The sequence below is a fragment of the Methylobacterium sp. Leaf117 genome (genome assembly GCF_001422985.1).
Classification (GTDB): Bacteria; Pseudomonadota; Alphaproteobacteria; order Rhizobiales; family Beijerinckiaceae; genus Methylobacterium.
In genome coordinates this window covers 171,200-187,130 of sequence record NZ_LMNL01000023.1, presented here as the reverse complement: position 1 = coordinate 187,130, position 15,931 = coordinate 171,200, and the positions used below count along the sequence as shown (strand labels likewise).

The 15,931-nt window shown below is 65.4% G+C and carries 20 protein-coding genes; 11 read left to right on the top strand and 9 right to left on the bottom strand.

Going from position 1 to position 15,931, the window contains the following annotated elements; genetic code table 11:
* Window positions 1-98: 98 nt before the first annotated feature.
* Window positions 99-716 carry a Holliday junction branch migration protein RuvA gene (gene ruvA, locus ASF57_RS12315; RefSeq protein WP_056484465.1) on the bottom strand — a complete coding sequence of 206 codons (618 nt, stop codon included), beginning with the start codon at window positions 714-716 and terminating at the stop codon, window positions 99-101.
* A 176-nt stretch (window positions 717-892) separates the two neighbouring features.
* Here ruvA and ASF57_RS12310 point away from each other — a divergent pair, with 176 nt between their 5' ends.
* Complete coding sequence (locus tag ASF57_RS12310) at window positions 893-1,534, top strand: YceI family protein (RefSeq protein ID WP_056484462.1); 642 nt, start codon at window positions 893-895, stop codon at window positions 1,532-1,534.
* Here the strand turns inward: ASF57_RS12310 and ASF57_RS12305 are convergent.
* Complete coding sequence (locus ASF57_RS12305) at window positions 1,518-2,273, bottom strand: hypothetical protein (RefSeq protein ID WP_056483657.1); 756 nt, start codon at window positions 2,271-2,273, stop codon at window positions 1,518-1,520. The genes ASF57_RS12310 and ASF57_RS12305 overlap by 17 nt on opposite strands.
* Window positions 2,274-2,392: 119 nt before the next feature.
* Window positions 2,393-2,959 carry a crossover junction endodeoxyribonuclease RuvC gene (gene ruvC / locus ASF57_RS12300; protein WP_056178815.1) on the bottom strand — a complete coding sequence of 189 codons (567 nt, stop codon included), beginning with the start codon at window positions 2,957-2,959 and terminating at the stop codon, window positions 2,393-2,395.
* An 84-nt stretch (window positions 2,960-3,043) separates the two neighbouring features.
* Between ruvC and ASF57_RS12295 the strand changes: the two genes are divergently transcribed.
* The gene (locus ASF57_RS12295; RefSeq protein WP_056483653.1) at window positions 3,044-3,262 is read left to right on the top strand and encodes a hypothetical protein; all 219 of its coding nucleotides are present in this window, start codon (window positions 3,044-3,046) and stop codon (window positions 3,260-3,262) included.
* Here the strand turns inward: ASF57_RS12295 and ASF57_RS12290 are convergent.
* From ASF57_RS12290 to ASF57_RS12270, 5 genes are all read right to left on the bottom strand, one after another.
* Window positions 3,253-3,999, bottom strand: a complete 747-nt coding sequence (locus tag ASF57_RS12290) for a YebC/PmpR family DNA-binding transcriptional regulator (RefSeq protein WP_056483649.1) — start codon at window positions 3,997-3,999, stop codon at window positions 3,253-3,255. The genes ASF57_RS12295 and ASF57_RS12290 overlap by 10 nt on opposite strands.
* Window positions 4,000-4,423: 424 nt before the next feature.
* The gene (locus ASF57_RS12285; RefSeq protein WP_056483646.1) at window positions 4,424-5,176 is read right to left on the bottom strand and encodes an HAD-IA family hydrolase; all 753 of its coding nucleotides are present in this window, start codon (window positions 5,174-5,176) and stop codon (window positions 4,424-4,426) included.
* Window positions 5,170-5,856 carry a ribulose-phosphate 3-epimerase gene (gene rpe, locus ASF57_RS12280; protein WP_056178807.1) on the bottom strand — a complete coding sequence of 229 codons (687 nt, stop codon included), beginning with the start codon at window positions 5,854-5,856 and terminating at the stop codon, window positions 5,170-5,172. The genes ASF57_RS12285 and rpe overlap by 7 nt, the downstream gene beginning before the upstream one ends.
* Before the next feature lie 33 nt (window positions 5,857-5,889).
* A complete protein-coding gene (locus ASF57_RS12275; RefSeq protein ID WP_056178804.1) occupies window positions 5,890-6,750 on the bottom strand; it encodes a phosphoribulokinase in 861 nt (286 codons plus the stop codon).
* A 29-nt stretch (window positions 6,751-6,779) separates the two neighbouring features.
* Window positions 6,780-7,841, bottom strand: coding sequence for a class 1 fructose-bisphosphatase (locus tag ASF57_RS12270; protein WP_200935859.1), 1,062 nt, complete (start codon window positions 7,839-7,841; stop codon window positions 6,780-6,782).
* Window positions 7,842-8,071: 230 nt separating this feature from the next.
* On the opposite strand from ASF57_RS12270, the gene ASF57_RS12265 reads away from it, so the two are divergent.
* On the top strand, window positions 8,072-9,028 hold the full coding sequence (locus ASF57_RS12265) for a LysR family transcriptional regulator (protein ID WP_056178801.1): 957 nt from the start codon (window positions 8,072-8,074) through the stop codon (window positions 9,026-9,028).
* Window positions 9,025-10,248, top strand: a complete 1,224-nt coding sequence (locus ASF57_RS12260; RefSeq protein WP_056483643.1) for an FAD-dependent oxidoreductase — start codon at window positions 9,025-9,027, stop codon at window positions 10,246-10,248. Before ASF57_RS12265 ends, ASF57_RS12260 begins: the two co-directional genes overlap by 4 nt.
* An 18-nt stretch (window positions 10,249-10,266) precedes the next feature.
* Here the strand turns inward: ASF57_RS12260 and ASF57_RS12255 are convergent, their stop codons facing one another.
* Window positions 10,267-10,605: a helix-turn-helix transcriptional regulator gene (locus ASF57_RS12255; RefSeq protein WP_056483640.1), complete on the bottom strand. Its 339-nt coding sequence runs from the start codon at window positions 10,603-10,605 to the stop codon at window positions 10,267-10,269.
* Window positions 10,606-10,908: 303 nt separating this feature from the next.
* Between ASF57_RS12255 and ASF57_RS12250 the strand changes: the two genes are divergently transcribed.
* From ASF57_RS12250 to ASF57_RS12235, 7 genes are all read left to right on the top strand, one after another.
* Window positions 10,909-11,406, top strand: coding sequence for an META domain-containing protein (locus ASF57_RS12250; RefSeq protein ID WP_056178791.1), 498 nt, complete (start codon window positions 10,909-10,911; stop codon window positions 11,404-11,406).
* A 124-nt stretch (window positions 11,407-11,530) separates the two neighbouring features.
* Window positions 11,531-11,704 carry a hypothetical protein gene (locus ASF57_RS25755; protein ID WP_156376110.1) on the top strand — a complete coding sequence of 58 codons (174 nt, stop codon included), beginning with the start codon at window positions 11,531-11,533 and terminating at the stop codon, window positions 11,702-11,704.
* 256 nt (window positions 11,705-11,960) lie between these two features.
* Complete coding sequence (gene cysK, locus ASF57_RS12245) at window positions 11,961-12,938, top strand: cysteine synthase A (RefSeq protein WP_056178788.1); 978 nt, start codon at window positions 11,961-11,963, stop codon at window positions 12,936-12,938.
* A gap of 123 nt (window positions 12,939-13,061) precedes the next feature.
* The gene (locus ASF57_RS12240; RefSeq protein ID WP_056483637.1) at window positions 13,062-13,403 is read left to right on the top strand and encodes a hypothetical protein; all 342 of its coding nucleotides are present in this window, start codon (window positions 13,062-13,064) and stop codon (window positions 13,401-13,403) included.
* A gap of 2 nt (window positions 13,404-13,405) precedes the next feature.
* Window positions 13,406-13,681 carry a hypothetical protein gene (locus ASF57_RS24755; RefSeq protein ID WP_082503911.1) on the top strand — a complete coding sequence of 92 codons (276 nt, stop codon included), beginning with the start codon at window positions 13,406-13,408 and terminating at the stop codon, window positions 13,679-13,681.
* A 4-nt stretch (window positions 13,682-13,685) separates the two neighbouring features.
* Complete coding sequence (locus tag ASF57_RS26425; RefSeq protein ID WP_200935858.1) at window positions 13,686-13,862, top strand: hypothetical protein; 177 nt, start codon at window positions 13,686-13,688, stop codon at window positions 13,860-13,862.
* A 299-nt stretch (window positions 13,863-14,161) separates the two neighbouring features.
* Entirely contained in the window at window positions 14,162-15,817 is a 1,656-nt protein-coding gene (locus tag ASF57_RS12235; RefSeq protein WP_056483634.1) for an acyl-CoA synthetase, read from the top strand.
* Window positions 15,818-15,931: the final 114 nt, after the last annotated feature.

Here is a 15,931-nt window from a genome sequence, read left to right as displayed (position 1 = left end):
CTGCTTTATTATCAGAAGGTTAGGTCTTCGCACCCGATCTGGCAACGGATGATGGCGAAGTCAAGGACGCAATCGTCTCGCGCGAGATGATGTCCACCTCAGCGAGCGAGTTCGCGCAGGCCCAGCCGGATCAGCGTCTTCGCCTCTGCGCTCTCTCCGGCCTGCTTCAACGCCTCGGCAATGGCAGAGGACGCCTGAACAGGAGCGTAGCCGAGATTGACCAGGGCCGAGATGGCATCCGAGACGGGTTGTGGCGCAGTGCGATTCTCGACCGCACCCGACAGCGCGATCACCGCAGGATCGATCGCTGCGAAGGCGGGGGCCTTGTCCTTGAGTTCCGCCACGAGGCGGGCGGCCAGACGCGGCCCGACACCGGGTGCACGCGCGACCGCCCCCTTGTCCCCCATGGCGATAGCCGAGGCCAGGGCCGACGGCTCGAGCACCGAGAGCAACCCGAGAGCGACCTTGCTCCCCACGCCCTGTACGGTCTGGAGTAGGCGGAACCACTCGCGCTCGGCATCCGAGCGGAAGCCGTAAAGCCGGATCATGTCCTCGCGGACGTGAGTCTCGATCGCCAGATCTGCCGCCTCGCCGATTCCAGGCAGGCGCTGGAGCGTCCGGGCGGAGCAGTGAACCACGTACCCCACCCCTTGGACGTCGAGGATCACAAAGTCCTCGCCGTAGGAATCAATCACCCCCTTCAGCTTGCCAATCATCGCCTCAACCATTCTCCTGCCGCCGGAATGCCTACAAGGCGGCACACCGGAGCGCCATGTGCCGCGTCGCGCCAACGACAAGCGACTGTTCCCTCCCCGGCCTCGTATGTCTTGAGGCCGGGCGAGGTTCGTGAAATCAAAGGCGCCTGACCCCAGACACACGGATGACCGACCCGATGCGCCAAACCGCGCTGTTTCTCGCCTTCGGATTCCTGCTCACCGCCGGCGCGGTCGCGGCCGTCGAGACACCGGCGACTGCCACTGTGCCTTCGGCAGCGCCCTCCAGCGATCCAACTCAGGTGCGTCAGGGCTCCTATGTCCTCGATCCCGCACACGGCAAGATCACCTGGTCGGTGAGCCACCTTGGATTCTCGACCTATTACGGGTCGATCACGGATGTGAGCGCTCAGGCGGTGCTCGACCCGAAGGAACCCGGAAAATCCAGTCTCACGGTCACCATCGGTACGGACAGCATCAATGGCCTCAACGACCACCTCAATCAGAACCTGAAGTCCCCCGACTTCTTCGATACCGCGAAGTTTCCGAGGGCGACCTTTACGGCCACCAGCATCGAACCGACCAGCCCGACCACGGCGCGGATCAACGGCGACCTGACCCTGAAGGGCGTGACCAAGCCGTTCGGGTTCGACGCGACCTTCAATCAGGCCGGGACCAATCCGGTGAGTAAGGCCTATACCGTCGGCTTCGACGGACGGGCTGTCATCAAGCGCTCCGATTTCGGCATCAGCGCTTACCTGCCGATGATCGGCGACGAAGTTTCCCTGCGTCTCGAGGGTGAATTCAAGGCTGTAGAGTGACCCCACGCCCCGGCGCCCGCAGCCAGCGATAGATCTCGGCGAGCAGAGCCGTTACCAGCACCAGCATCGCCATTTCGATCAAGGCGGAAGCAAGAATCCGAATCGCCAAAACGAACGGGGAGAGATCTGCGCCAGCCCGCTCGGACCCGTGAAGCATGCGGTCGATGAAGCCCAGGGGCAGAATGGCTGCGACGAGGATCAGGCCAATCCGTCCCGCCGACCCACGGGTCATCGCGATCACCGCGCGCAGGTTCGCATCGGGAGCGCCAGCTGCCAGCGCAGGCGCAAGCATGCTGGTCCAGATCTGCAGGATCAGGATGGCGATCCACGCCGAGAGGCCGGGGATCACCCGGGCTGATCCGAAAGTGTCGGTCGATAGCACCCGATCCAATACACCACTGACCAGAAGCCAGAACAGTTCGAGAGCCAGGAAGTCCTGGAAGGGGCCGGCTCGCCCAGTGACGATCGCCTGCACGGAGCCATCGACTCCGATGATCGTCCGGAACATCGCCATCCAGTAGGGGGCGAGTAGAATCGTACAGATCCCATCGACCAGGAAGATGTCTTCGTGGAAGCGGACGGGTGCGGCCGCATCAGCCATCAGCGTGTGCGCCGCTTCCTTGGCAAGAACGACGAGGAACGCGAAGGTTGTGGCGGGGCCGAGACTGCGCATGGACGGAGGCGCGACGATCAACGCATTCCGAAACGTGTCCGCCATCGGCAGCGTCGGACGCGTCATTCCAGGATCAGCCATTTCGCTCGATCTCCACCCAATCCGCTGGGATGCTCAGAAGGTGCGAACCGCCTAGCCGGGACTGGTGCATGGCCTCGACGTCCAAGTCGGGGCCATGCACCGCCTCAGTTGCGCGCCAGGGCGGCCGCGATCCGGGCCGCCGCGAGGCTGCTCGCCCCGGCGACGGGAGCGTGCTGGCGCTTCAGCGCATGCCCTCCCCGATGGCTGTTGTGGGTGATGGCGATGGCAAGTGCATCCGCTGCGTCGGCGACCTTGAACTGCGCCAGCGGCAGCAGGAACTTCACCATGGCCTGGATTTGCGCCTTCTCGGCATGCCCCGAGCCGGAGACCGTCTTCTTGATGAGATTGGCCGAGTATTCGAACACCGGCGTTCCGGCCAGAGCTGGCACCAGAAGGGCCATAGCCCGGGCATGGCCGAGCTTGAGCGTCGCCTGCGCGTCCTTGTTGACGAAGGTCTCCTCGACGGAGACCTCATCGGGCCGAAACGACTCCACGATGCGAGTGATGCCCTCGTAGAGTTCACGCAGGCGCAAGGCGAGCGGCAAATCTCCGTCAGAGGTGACGACACCGCAATCGACATAGGCGAGCTTCGTACCCGTGGCCGTCACGACGCCCCAACCGGTGCGCCGCAGGCCCGGGTCAATACCAAGGATGCGGACGGGAAGCGTCATGCGAACACAATCATGGACGGGTCGGCTCCAGGCGCGGACTTCGCGCCGATCCGAGCGTTAGGGACATACCGTGAACGGAGCGTTATGCCAACGGCCACGGCGTTCGGATATGCGAACGCATCAGCCCCACGTCAGATCAGCGTCGAAACTCTCTTGCGAGAGATTGGCGTGATCGCCGCCAGAGTTCTTGCTTCGGCCTTTAAACGCGCGCGTGAGGCCGGCATTCTCGATGACGAGATCAAACGTGACCGCGACATTCTGAAGGCCGGCTCAAGCAACCGGTTCCAGAGCATTCAGCCCTGAAGCTTCTCCATCAGCGCGTCCGAGAGCGCGAAATTGACAAAGACGTTTTGGACGTCGTCCTGGTCCTCGATCACCTCGACGAGGCGGATCAGCTTCTCGCCGGTCTCGTCATCGACCTCGATGGTGTTCTGGGCCTTCCACACCAGGGCAGTCCGGCGCGGCTCGCCGAAGCGCGCCTCCAGCGCCTTCGAGACTTCGCCATAGGCGTCCTGAGCGCAGATGATCTCATGACCGTTCTCGTCCGAGCGCACATCGTCCGCGCCGGCCTCGATGGCGGCTTCCAGCACGGTATCGGCATCCGCAACCTTGGCGTCGAATTCGACGACGCCAACATGATCGAACATGAAGGAGACGGCGCCCGTCTCGGCGAGGCTGCCACCGGACTTGGTGAAGGCCGAGCGCACGTCCGAAGCGGTGCGGTTGCGATTGTCGGTCTGCGCCTCGACGATGAGCGCGGCACCACCTGGACCGTAGCCCTCGTAGCGGATCTCGTCATAGCTCTCGGCATCGGCACCCTGCGCCTTCTTGATCGCGCGCTCGATGTTGTCCTTGGGCACGTTCTCGGCGCGCGCCGCGATGATGGCGGCACGAAGGCGGGCATTCATCGCCGGATCGGGCAGCCCGAGCTTGGCGGCCACGGTGATTTCGCGGGCGAGCTTGCCGAACAGCTTCGAGCGGACCGCGTCGACGCGGCCCTTGCGGTGCATGATGTTCTTGAACTGGGAATGGCCGGCCATGACGTGACCCTAGACTGGAAGAACGAGGGCGGATCGCGAGGGCCATCTGCCGGGGCGGCACGCCCGCGATGCCGGACGAACGGATTTGGCCGGCTTATAGGCCGCCCGCCGCACCGATGACAACGCTGCGGCGCACCGTGGGCAACCCTGGCATCGGCGCGGTGGCATTCCGCTTCGCGAACGCTATCCTGTTGGAATGACGCACGATGCCATCCATCGAGAACGCTCCGAGACGCTCCTTGCGGACGCGCGAACCCAGCCTGAGATGACGCAGCGCTGGCTTAAGCTGGGGATCGCGGGAATCCTCGGGGTGGTTGCAGGTGCAATCCTGTTCCCGAAGCGTGCGGAGGGCGAACCCATCGGACAGATCGGGACGCGCGGGCGCTCACGTGGAGGGCGCCCGAAAGTCTGACGTTGCGCACACTCAGGAAGCGACGTGGGCGTGCCAAGCGCGCAGGGCGCTCAAACTGACGATGCCCCCCGGCCACACGTGTCCGAAGAGGTGTCGGTGCGGCGCGCCGGGCTCGCCGAGATCCGAGACCGCGGAGAACGCGCCGTCGAGGCGGTGGCTCTCGGTGTAGCGGCTGCGGGTGGCGATCACCGGCAGGCCTGCATCGAGGGCCGAGCGGATGCCGGCAGCGGAATCCTCGAAGGCCACGGCTTCCGAAGGAGTGACGTTCAGTCGCCGGAGGGCTAGGTCGAAGACGTCGGGGGCCGGTTTCTTGCGGGCTGCCTCGTCGCCGCAGGCGATCACGTCGAAGGGCACATCGCCCGCGGGGAAGTTGATCCGCAGCAGCGTGTCGACGTTGGGGCGGCTCGTCGTACTCGCCACCGCGAGTTTGATGCCCGCGGCCCGCGCCTCGGCGATCAGTCGGCCGACGCCTGGGCGCAGCGCGAGGTTGCCACCCTTCACGAGGTCTCCGTAGCGACGGGTCTTGCGGTCATGGATCTCCCCCATGCGCGAGCGCAAGGCATCGACCTTATCGGCATGCTCGGTCTCGACGTAGTGGCGCAGGCGCTCCTTGCCTCCCATTACCGTGAGAAGATCGGCATAGCGGGCCGGTGACCACGACCACGGCAGGCCCATATCCGCGAAGGCGCCGTTGAAGGCCTGCCGATGCAGATCCTCTGTTTCCGCCAGCGTCCCGTCGACGTCGAAGATGAGTGCCCTCAGCATGCGAGGGGGCCGACTCCCGCAGACGCGGCACCGGCACGGATCGCGGCAATGCGCTCCGCGTAGCCCGCCGCACCGCCCTTGAACACGGCGTTGCCCGCCACGAAGGCGTTGGCGCCGGCACGCGCTGCAAGCGCCACCGTTTCGGGACTGATGCCGCCATCGACTTCGATGTCGATATCCCGCCCGGCGGTCATCGTGCGAATTCGGCGGATGGTCTCCAGCGTCGAGGGAATAAAGCTCTGGCCACCAAATCCGGGATTCACCGTCATCACCAGGACGAGGTCGACGAGATCGAGAATCGGCTCGATAGCAGAGGCCGGCGTACCCGGATTGAGGGCGATTCCGGCCCGCTTTCCGAGATCGCGGATCGCCTGGAGCGAGCGGTGACTGTGTGGGCCGGCCTCGACATGGATCGAGATCGTGTCGGCGCCGGCTTCCGCGAAAGCCGCGAGGTAGGGGTCGGCGGGGGCGATCATCAGGTGCACGTCGAAGTGCTTGGCCGAGTGCGGTCGTAGCGCCTTGATCACAGCCGGACCGAAGGTGATATTGGGCACGAAATGTCCGTCCATCACGTCGAGGTGGATCCAGTCGGCACCCGCCTCGGACACCGCGCGCACCTCCTCGCCGAGCTTGGCGAAATCCGCCGAGAGAATCGAGGGCGAGATGATCGGGCCGTTCATGAATGGGGTCCTCTGCTGCGCATCACCGGAGCCTTATGCCATCCGGCGCTTGCGCTCGACGAGTTGCATGATGATCGGCGTCAGAATGAGCTGCATGGCAAGATCAAGCTTGCCGCCCGGGATGACGATCGAATTGGCGCGGCTCATGAACGAGCCCTGGATCATCGAGATCAGGTAGGAGAAGTCGATCCCCTTGGGGTCCTTGAAGCGGATCACCACCATCGATTCGTCGGCGGTGGGAATCCACCGCGCGATGAACGGATTCGAGGTATCCACCATGGGGACGCGCTGGAAGTTGATATCGGTCCAGGTGAATTGCGGGCAGATGGTCTGCACGTAGTCCGGCATGCGACGCAGGATGACGTCGGTGACGGCCTCGGTGGAATACCCCCGGAACGAGCGGTCCCGGTGCAATTTCTGAATCCATTCGAGATTGATCACCGGCACGACGCCGATCTTGAGGTCCGCGTAGCGGGCCATGTCGACATTGTCGTCGACAACGCAGCCGTGCAGCCCCTCGTAAAACAGCAGGTCGGAGCCCGTGGGGAACTCCTCCCAGGCCGTGAAGGTCCCGATCTCGGTGCCGTACTGCGCCGCGTCCGCTCCGTCATGCGCATAGTGGCGCGTTCGCCCACGACCCGACTCGCTGTAGGTGCGGAACACCTCCTCAAGTTCGGGCAGCAGGTTGGCTCGCGGCGCGAAGTGGCTGAGGTTGGGCTCCTCGGCCATCATCCGTCGCATCGTGTCACGATCATAGGCGTGGAATGCGTCGCCCTCGATATAGACCGCGCTCACATCTTCGCGGCGAAAAATCTGCTCGAAAGTGTTGCGGACCGAGGTGGTCCCCGCCCCCGAGGAGCCGGTGACCGAGATGATGGGGTGACGCGCCGACATCGTTGTTCGTGCTGACCCGCGCCGGTGCGCTAGCTGCGCATCAGGCCGCGCTGCCCGAACAGGGGCGAGCGGCCGGCAGCGGCGTTGCGACCGTCGTAGTACTTCGCGACGCACGCGACCTCGTCGAGCGAACCAAAGATCAGCGGCACGCGCTCGTGAATGCCGGTGGCGCTGATATCGAGGATGCGGCGCTCGCCATCGATCGCAGCGGCACCGGCCTGCTCCATCAGCATCGCAATGGGGGCGGCCTCGTAGAGGAGACGCAGGCGCCCCTGGGCGTAGCCCTTCCGGTTGTCGCCCGGATACAGGAAGACGCCACCGCGCAGGAGCACGCGCTGAGCATCGGCGACCAGCGAGCCAAGCCAGCGCATGTTGAAGTCCTTGTCCAGGGGACCGTCCGAACCGCGCAGGCAATCCTCGACATAGGCCTTCACAGGTCCGTCCCAGTGCCGGGCATTCGAGGCGTTGATCGCGTATTCCTTCGCCGAAGTAACGACGTCCAGGCGCGGGTGCGTCAGGCGGAAGGTGCGTTCGGCGCGGTCGAGCGTGTAGATCTGCGTGCCGTGGCCGAGCGTGACGACCAGGGATGTCGCCGGCCCATAGGTCACGAACCCTGCTGCGATCTGCGCAGTGCCGGGGGTGGTGAAGGAGGAGATCGAATCCGCGTCTCCGGCCACAGCGGGACGGATGCCGAAGATCGACCCCACCGCCATATTCACGCCGATGTTGGATGAGCCGTCGAGCGGATCGATCGCCACCGCGAGCGGTGCGCCGGCGGTGAGTTGCATCATGCCCTCGGCCTCTTCCGAAGCCACCACAGCGACCGGCGCACCGCGCAGAGCCTCGGTGAATCGCTCGTGGGCCAGGACATCGAGCGCTTTCTGGACGTCGCCGTCGCTGTTGTGCTCGCCGGTGGCGGCGAGATCGGCTCCGCCGAGCATGCCCCGGCCGATCACCTCGCTGACATCGACGGCGGCTTCGGCACAGGCGGCGACCACGGCCGCCGCATCGGCGAGTTGCGCATCGGCCGTTACCATTGTCGCGAGGCAATCCGCGAGAGTGGATCCGAACTCCAGAGACACCGTCGACATGAACGTCCGTCCTTCTTCATTCCTGACAGGGAGGTCCCGGCCGACAGCTTCGAAGCGGAAGACTCCGCTTTCGCTCACCGACCGTTCACCGTCGCATCCTGCCCCTTGGCACGAGAGCGGCCAGCGACACCAGGGCTTCGAAAGCTTCGGCCCCCTCACGGCCCACATCGTATCACCGAAAGAATTCTGAAAAAACTTGCGAGCGATTCCAAAAAAACTAAAACCGCCTGATGCGCAACCTTTCCCTCAAACAGCTCCAGGCCGTCGCCGCGGTCGCCCGCCTCGGCACCATGACGCGTGCCGCGCAGGAGCTCAACGTGACCTCGGCCGCCCTCTACGCGCGCATCCGCCAGTTGGAGGAGGAAGCCGGCCTGATGCTGTTCGACCGGACACCCACAGGCTTGAAACCGACCGATGCCGGGCGCGAGATGCTGTGGGCGATCAACAGCATCAACACCGTGCTCGAAACCTGCGCAGACCGCCTGGAGACTCTGAAGGGGGGCAGCGGCGGACGCGTGGCCATGGGGGTGGTTTCCACGGCCAAGTACTTCGCTCCGGGGGTGATCGCCGGCTTCGTCGGCCTGCACCCGGCGGTGGAGATCAATCTCACGGTCGGCAACCGCGGCGCCATGGTCGAGGCTCTGCGCAACTACGAGATCGATTTTGCCATCATGGGCCGTCCGCCGCGCGATTTCGCCATTGAAGCGGAAATCTTCGGGCCACACCCGATCGTGATCATCGCAGGACCGCACCACCCCTTCGTCGGTCGCGCGGGCCTGACGCGGGCGGATCTCGCTCAGGAATCCTTTCTCGTCCGCGAGGAAGGTTCTGGCACCCGCACGGTGTTCGAGGAGTTCATGGCAGGCGTCATGATCAAGCGTGCCCGCCTGGGGATCGATTCCGGTTCGAACGAGACGATCAAGCAGGCTGTGATGGCAGGACTCGGCATCGCCCTCATCTCTGCCCACACGGTGGCAGCCGAACTGGACAGCGGGCGCCTCGCCGTCCTCAACGTGGAGGGCTTGCCGATCCGACGCGACTGGTACGCGGTACGCAGGGCCGACAAGGTTCTGGGCCCAGCTGCCGCGGCGTTCTGGGATTACGTCGCCAAGGACGGTGGCCGTTGGCTGCCCCAACTCCGGCTTTCGCAGAACCCGTCGTCGGTCACCGCGGAGTTCGAGGCATGAGCACGGCCGGTGTCGTCATCGTCGGCGCCGGTCAGGCCGGCTTCCAGGTCGCGGCCTCCCTGCGCGAGGTGGGCTTTGCCGATCCCATCACCCTGTTGGGCGACGAGGGCCTGCCCTATCAGCGCCCCCCCCTGTCGAAGGCTTATTTGGCTGGGAAGACCGATGCGGCCGGCCTCTGCCTGCGGCCGCCATCCTATTTCGTCGAACACAGGATCACCCACCGGTCGGGCGTGACCGCGACGGCAATCGACCGCGGGAAACGACGCGTGGCGCTCAGCGATGGAAGCGCGCTGGCCTACGACCATCTTGTGCTGGCCACTGGCGCCCGCAATCGATCGCTACCGGTCCCAGGGGCAAATCTGGCGGGCGTCCATCAACTGCGGACCCTCGCCGATGCAGACGCTCTCAGGGCGGCCCGTGACAGAGCAAACGCCATCGCGATCATCGGTGCGGGCTTCATCGGCCTGGAATTCGCCGGCATCTGTGCCGGCTCCGGCATTCCCGTGACCGTCATCGAGGCGGCGGACCGGCCGATGGCCCGGGCCGTCTCGCCCGAGACAGCTCGCTTCTTCACGAACGCGCACACCCGAGCCGGGATACGCTTAGCCTTCGGTGCCGGGGTTTCGGCGCTCGAGGGCAAGGATGGTCGCGTGGCCGAGGTTCAACTGGCCGATCGCTCCTCGATCGCAGCCGATCTTGTCCTGGTCGGCATCGGCGTCATTCCCAACGAGGATCTGGCCGAGGCCGCTGGTCTTGCCGTTGGCGACGGTATTCACACCGACGCGGTTCTGGCGACATCCGATCCGGGGATTTCGGCGGTGGGAGATTGTGCGTGCGTGCCAAGTCGGTTCGCGGCGGGGCAACCCGTCCGGATTGAATCGGTCCAAAACGCCGTGGATCAGGCTCGCTGTCTGGCGGCACGCCTGACCGGGCGCCCGACATCCTATGCCGCGGTACCGTGGTTCTGGAGCGATCAAGGGCCGCATAAGCTCCAGATCGCAGGTCTGACACGGCCGGACGATGTCAGCGTGCTGCGTCCGTCGGCAACGGGATTGTCGGTGTTCCGGTTCAGGGCGGGAGATCTCACCGGCGTCGAGACGGTGGACAGAGCCGCCGATCACATGGCGGCCCGGCGCATCCTCGGCCTTGGTCTCCGTTTGAGTCCCGAACAGGCGGCGGACGCGACGTGCGACCTGAAAGCTCTTGCCACCGCCCGATAGGATTTAACGGAGCAGTCTCTAGCGGTCGTTCTCGGTGTTGAGAGCATCCACCCGTGTGCCCTCGCCACGACCCTGCTCGCTGAGACGGACACCATCGGAGCCTCCGTCCTGGCTGAATAGGACCCCTTGGGTCATGAAGACGCTGCGCAGCGCTTCGATCTGACCGGATGGTACCTCACGCCCACCCGATTCGAAATCGCGCACGAAATCCTCACCGAGCCCGAGTTTGCCGGCAAGATCCGATTCCGACCAGTTTAGGAGCGCGCGTGCGGCGCGTGACTGAGCCGGCGTCATGGTATTCGGGCCGGAGGCCTCGGGCTGCAATCCGCTCGGGATACCCTCGTCCGATCCCACCACCGCGCAAACTCCCACATCGTGACACTCCGCCGGACAACGGCAGCATGGGGCGATCGTTCAATGAGAAATGGCGAGCATGGAAAAATTGTCGGCGTGTTGGTTTGTGGGGGATCGAACCAAGATCGAGCCGAATCCAGCCTCACGTGGACTTGACCATATTTGTGCTGGAATCTTATCGGATTGGCCGCAGCGCACGTCCTGCTAGACGGTTGCGCGCGCGATGCCGCGGCGCGCCCCGGATCGGGACCGGCGCGGTTGCAACGTTCGACGCGACGCGAAGCGCGCTTGAAAGGGAGCCAGACGATGAGAGCAATCCCAATCGCCGTGGTCGCCGGCGCCATCGTGGCCGGGATCATGTCCACGGCGGCGAACGCGCAGATGGGCAACAACGTCACGGGATTCGGCCGCGACGCTCGCGAGAAGCCGGAGAAGAAGCAGTACGTTCCGGCCGCCAAACCGCAGGAAAAGATTTTTCCGCTCGACGCGACTTGGACGGCGGTCAGCCTGAACGGAAAGCCCTTCGGCGGCAACGACCGTCCGAGCTTCATGATCGACAAGCAGTATCGAGCCCGCGGCTACGGCGGCTGCAACACCTTCGCGGCAACCGCGTTCCCACTCAGGGAACAGCACCTTGCCGTCGGTCCGCTCGCACTGACCAAGAAGCCCTGCGACAAGGGTCTGGGTGCCAGCGAGCAGGATTTCTTCATTGCGCTCCGTACCGCAGGGCAATGGGATCTGGTCGGGTCGCAACTGGTGATCAAGAGCCAGAAGGGCGAGCTGCGTTTCGACCGGGCTCTTTGAAACGCGGGCTTTAAGGCTCCGTTGACGACGATCCGCGGTCGCGACCGCGGATTTACGCCGCGTTCAAGACGCCCTGCGCCTTCTTACCCCATCGCCGAGACTCTTGGCGGATGGGGAGCATGTGATGAGCACGAGGCTGTCATGGACGACCGGCAGCAATGGCCTTCGGCCCGGCCTGCGGGAGGAAACCCGGTACGCCTGGCCCCAGAGCGTCTATGCGGGTGCCGCGATGATCGCGGGGGCGAGCCCCGCACTCGCCACGGTGATGATCGTTTGCGCGGCCCTGCTGATCCACTGATCCCCGGAGCCTCTCTGCAGCCTGCCTAGCCCGAAGAACTAAGTTCTCCGGCTTAAGCTTGGAACAGTAGAGAAATCCTACCGTACTCCAATAAGGTTGGCATTAGAGAAGGATTGTCTTTGACCTCCGGGCTTTGCCGATTGCTTCCACGGAAACGACACGATATCTCCCGGCTCTGAGGTCGTCCCATGCGAGATCCGGCGCGTCCTTGTGCCGGCCGCCTGCGCGCCACCCACATGCTGTTCAGGAGAGATCTATGGCCGCGTCCCAGAGCCCCGCTTCCACCCGCATGCCGGGCCACGGCCACATCTTCGGCTCGATCACCGAGACCATCGGCAACACGCCCCTGGTGCGCCTGAACCGCATCACCAAGGAGCACGGGGTTGACGCCGAGATCCTGCTCAAGCTCGAGTTCTTCAACCCCATCGCGAGCGTCAAGGATCGCATCGGCGTCAACATGATCGACGCCCTGGAAGCCTCTGGGAAGCTGAAGCCCGGTGGCACCTTGGTGGAGCCGACCTCGGGAAACACCGGCATCGCCCTGGCATTCGTGGCGGCCGCCCGCGGCTACCGTCTCATCCTGGTGATGCCCGAGACCATGTCTCTGGAGCGCCGCAAGATGCTGGCGTTCCTCGGAGCCGAACTCGCCCTGACCCCCGGCCCGCAGGGCATGAAGGGCGCCATCGCCAAGGCCGAGGAGCTCCTCAACGAGATCCCGGGCGCGATCATGCCCCAGCAGTTTTCCAACCCCGCCAACCCCGAGATCCACCGCAAAACCACGGCCGAAGAGATCTGGAACGACACCCAGGGCCATCTCGACGCCTTCGTGGCCGGTGTCGGCACTGGCGGCACCATCACGGGTGTCGGTTCGGTTCTGAAGCCGCGCTTGCCCGGCCTGAAGATTGTGGCCGTCGAGCCCACCGACTCGCCGGTCATCTCCGGCGGCCAGCCCGGCCCGCACAAGATCCAGGGCATCGGCGCCGGGTTCATCCCGGACAACCTCGACAAGTCGATCATCGACGAAGTCATCACGGTCTCGAACCAGGAAGCATTCGATACCTCGCGTCAGCTGTCACGTCTCGAAGGCATTCCCGGTGGCATCTCTACCGGCGGCAACGTGGCTGCGGCCCTGAAGCTTGCCGCCCGTCCCGACTTCCGCGGCAAGCGCATCGTCACCGTCGCCTGCTCCTTCGCGGAGCGTTACATCTCGTCGGCGCTGTTCGACGGTCTCTGATAAGCGATCGGGTCCGGAAGAACACGCCCGGACCCACCTCGTCCGTCTGTGCGGATGTGCGTCCGCCCGCGAGGCAACCTCGTGGGCCGCGATGGGTTGAGCCTCCAAGATCAGGAGGATACCATGACCGACGAGCCGCGCGAGCGACCCTCGCTGAAGGATTTCGACGCCTACGCCGATCGCAATGGCCAGGACCTGGGACAGGACAACGCCCGCGATGTCGGCCTCCCCTCTCGGACCCAGGGTGACCTGAAGGGCAACCCGATGGGTGAAGCCGAGACTGCCCGCATCGCCTCCGGCACGCCCGGATCGGATGCTTCGGACCAGACGGCGGCCGAGACGCCCTCTGCCAACCTCAAGCGGATCGGCGACGCCGCGCAGAACGCAGGGTCCGCACCGTCCGGCGCCGCGAAGGAAGCGATCGATCGCGCAACCGCGCCCAACGGCAAGGATGCGGGAGAGTAGCGATGCCGAACGACCAAATTCCCATCGTCGGCACCCGCAAGCCGGACGTCGATGTCGGCAAACCCGGCGAACCTGCCGTGGCAGGGGGCCGGCAATCCGCTGCGCAGGCCTCCATCACGCAACAGGGCTCCGGTGGCGAGACGGATACGCGCCGCAACGCCGCCTGGACCGGGACGCCGAAGGGTCGCAACCCTGCTCCGGTCGGTGGTTCGTCGGATGGTCAGTCGGATCGACGCCAGCCCGGCGGCACCGGTTCCGAAACGAGTTCTAGAGAGTGATGCGATGACGGCGCAGAACGAAACGGATCGGCCGAAGGACGATGCCCCGGCGAAGGGCAAGCCCGCCAACACCGCGCCCGACGCGGTGATGGATCCGAACGAAAAGACGGACGGCAAGCCGGGGCAAGGGCCGAAGGGCGGCAACCAGCCGGATGGCGAGACGGACCCCGGCAGCGGCTGACGGGGAACGCTCCCGCGCCACGGCTCCAGACACTCTCCGATCCGGCAAGCACATCAGGGAGAGTCCGGACGAAGGCGCCAGTCAACGCCGGCTTGAAGTTTAGTGTAGCGACAGTGATTCGGCGATTTGCATCGAGCATCTGCGTATCCTGCTGCCGGCCGAACCGGCAGAGCCCCGTGCGGTGCCCGTCATGCGCGTTCGCAACCGGCACCGCAGCGAACGATCGACTTCCACCGAGCCTCCTGTCTCCTTGTGAGATCGGAGCGACGCGATACTCTGCGGATCAGGGAGATCCGCCGATGAATGCCTCGACGACGGCCGACAGGGCCGCGCCATCGATCTATGACCGGGACCTCGACCGGAACCCGGCGAATTACCAGCCGCTGACCCCGCTGAGCTACCTCGACCGGGCGGCGCGCGTCTTTCCAGACCACATTGCCGTCATCCATGGTCCCCTGCGGCGCAATTATGCCGAGCTATACAGGCGCTGCCGCCGGCTCGGGTCGGCCCTCGCGGCGCGTGGTATCGGGCGCGGCGACACCGTCGCGGTGATTCTGGCCAATACGCCGGAGATGATCGAGGTCCATTACGGGGTGCCGATGACGGGCGCCGTCCTCAATACCCTGAACACCCGCCTCGATGCCGCCGGGCTCGCGTTCTGCCTCGACCACGGCGAGGCCAAGGTGCTGATCGCCGATCGGGAGTTCGCCAAGGTCGTGGCCGCGGCCCTGGCTCAGGCCCGGGTGAGGCCGCTGGTGATCGATGTCGACGACCTGGTATACACCGAGGGTGACGAAACGGTCGTCAGCCTCGGCTACGAAACGCTTTTGGAAGAGGGCGACCCGGCCTGGGACTGGGCGATGCCCGGCGACGAGTGGGACGCGATCTCGCTCAACTACACGTCGGGCACCACCGGCGATCCGAAGGGCGTGGTCTACCACCATCGCGGGGCCGCGCTTCTCAGCCTCGGCAATGTGATCACGGGCAATCTCGGCCAGCACCCGGTCTATCTTTGGACCCTGCCGATGTTCCACTGCAACGGCTGGTGCTTCCCCTGGACGCTGTCGGTGGTCGCCGGCACCCATGTGTGCCTGCGGCAGGTGCGGGCCGGCGCGCTCTATGCGGCATTGGTCGAGCACGGGGTGACGCATCTCTGCGGGGCGCCGATCGTGATGCAGCTCCTCCTCAACGCCTCGGAGGCCGAGCGCCGCCCCCTGCCCCGGCGGGTCGCCTTCCTGACTGCGGCCGCGCCCCCGCCCCAGGCAGTCCTCGGTGCCATGGGCGCGGCCGGCTTCGACGTCACCCACCTGTACGGCCTGACCGAGACCTACGGTCCGGCGGTGGTGAATGCCTGGCACCGGGATTGGGACGCCCTGGACGCCGAGGCGCGTGCGGAGAAGATGGCGCGCCAGGGCGTGCGCTACCCGGTGCTCGAGGGCTTCGATATCCGCGATCCCGAAACCTGCGAATCGGTGCCGGCCGACGGCGTGACCATGGGCGAGGCGATGTTTCGCGGCAACGTGGTGATGCGCGGCTACCTGAAGAACCCGAAGGCAACCGCGGCGGCCTTCGCGGGCGGCTGGTTCCGCTCCGGCGATCTCGGGGTCAAGCACCCGGACGGCTACATCCAGCTCAAGGACCGTTCGAAGGACATCATCATCTCGGGCGGCGAGAACATCTCGTCCATCGAGGTCGAGGACGCCCTGTTCCGCCACCCCGCCGTCTCCGCCGCCGCCGTGGTGGCCCGGCCGGACGCGAAATGGGGTGAGACCCCGATGGCGTTCGTCGAGCTGAAGCCCGACGCCACCGTGGAGGCCGACGCCCTCATCGCCTGGTGCCGCGACCGGCTGGCCAGCTACAAGCTCCCCCGCCACATCGTCTTCGGCGAGTTGCCGAAGACGTCGACCGGCAAGGTGCAGAAGTACCTGCTTCGGGAACGGGCGAAAGAGAGCTGAGCCGGCATCACGGTCATCGATCCCAGGTCGGGACCCCGTCGATCAGGGGTGCCGGGACGCCCTGAGATCGTATTCCAACGAAAAAAGGCCGGGCTTTCGCCCGGCCTTTCGTCG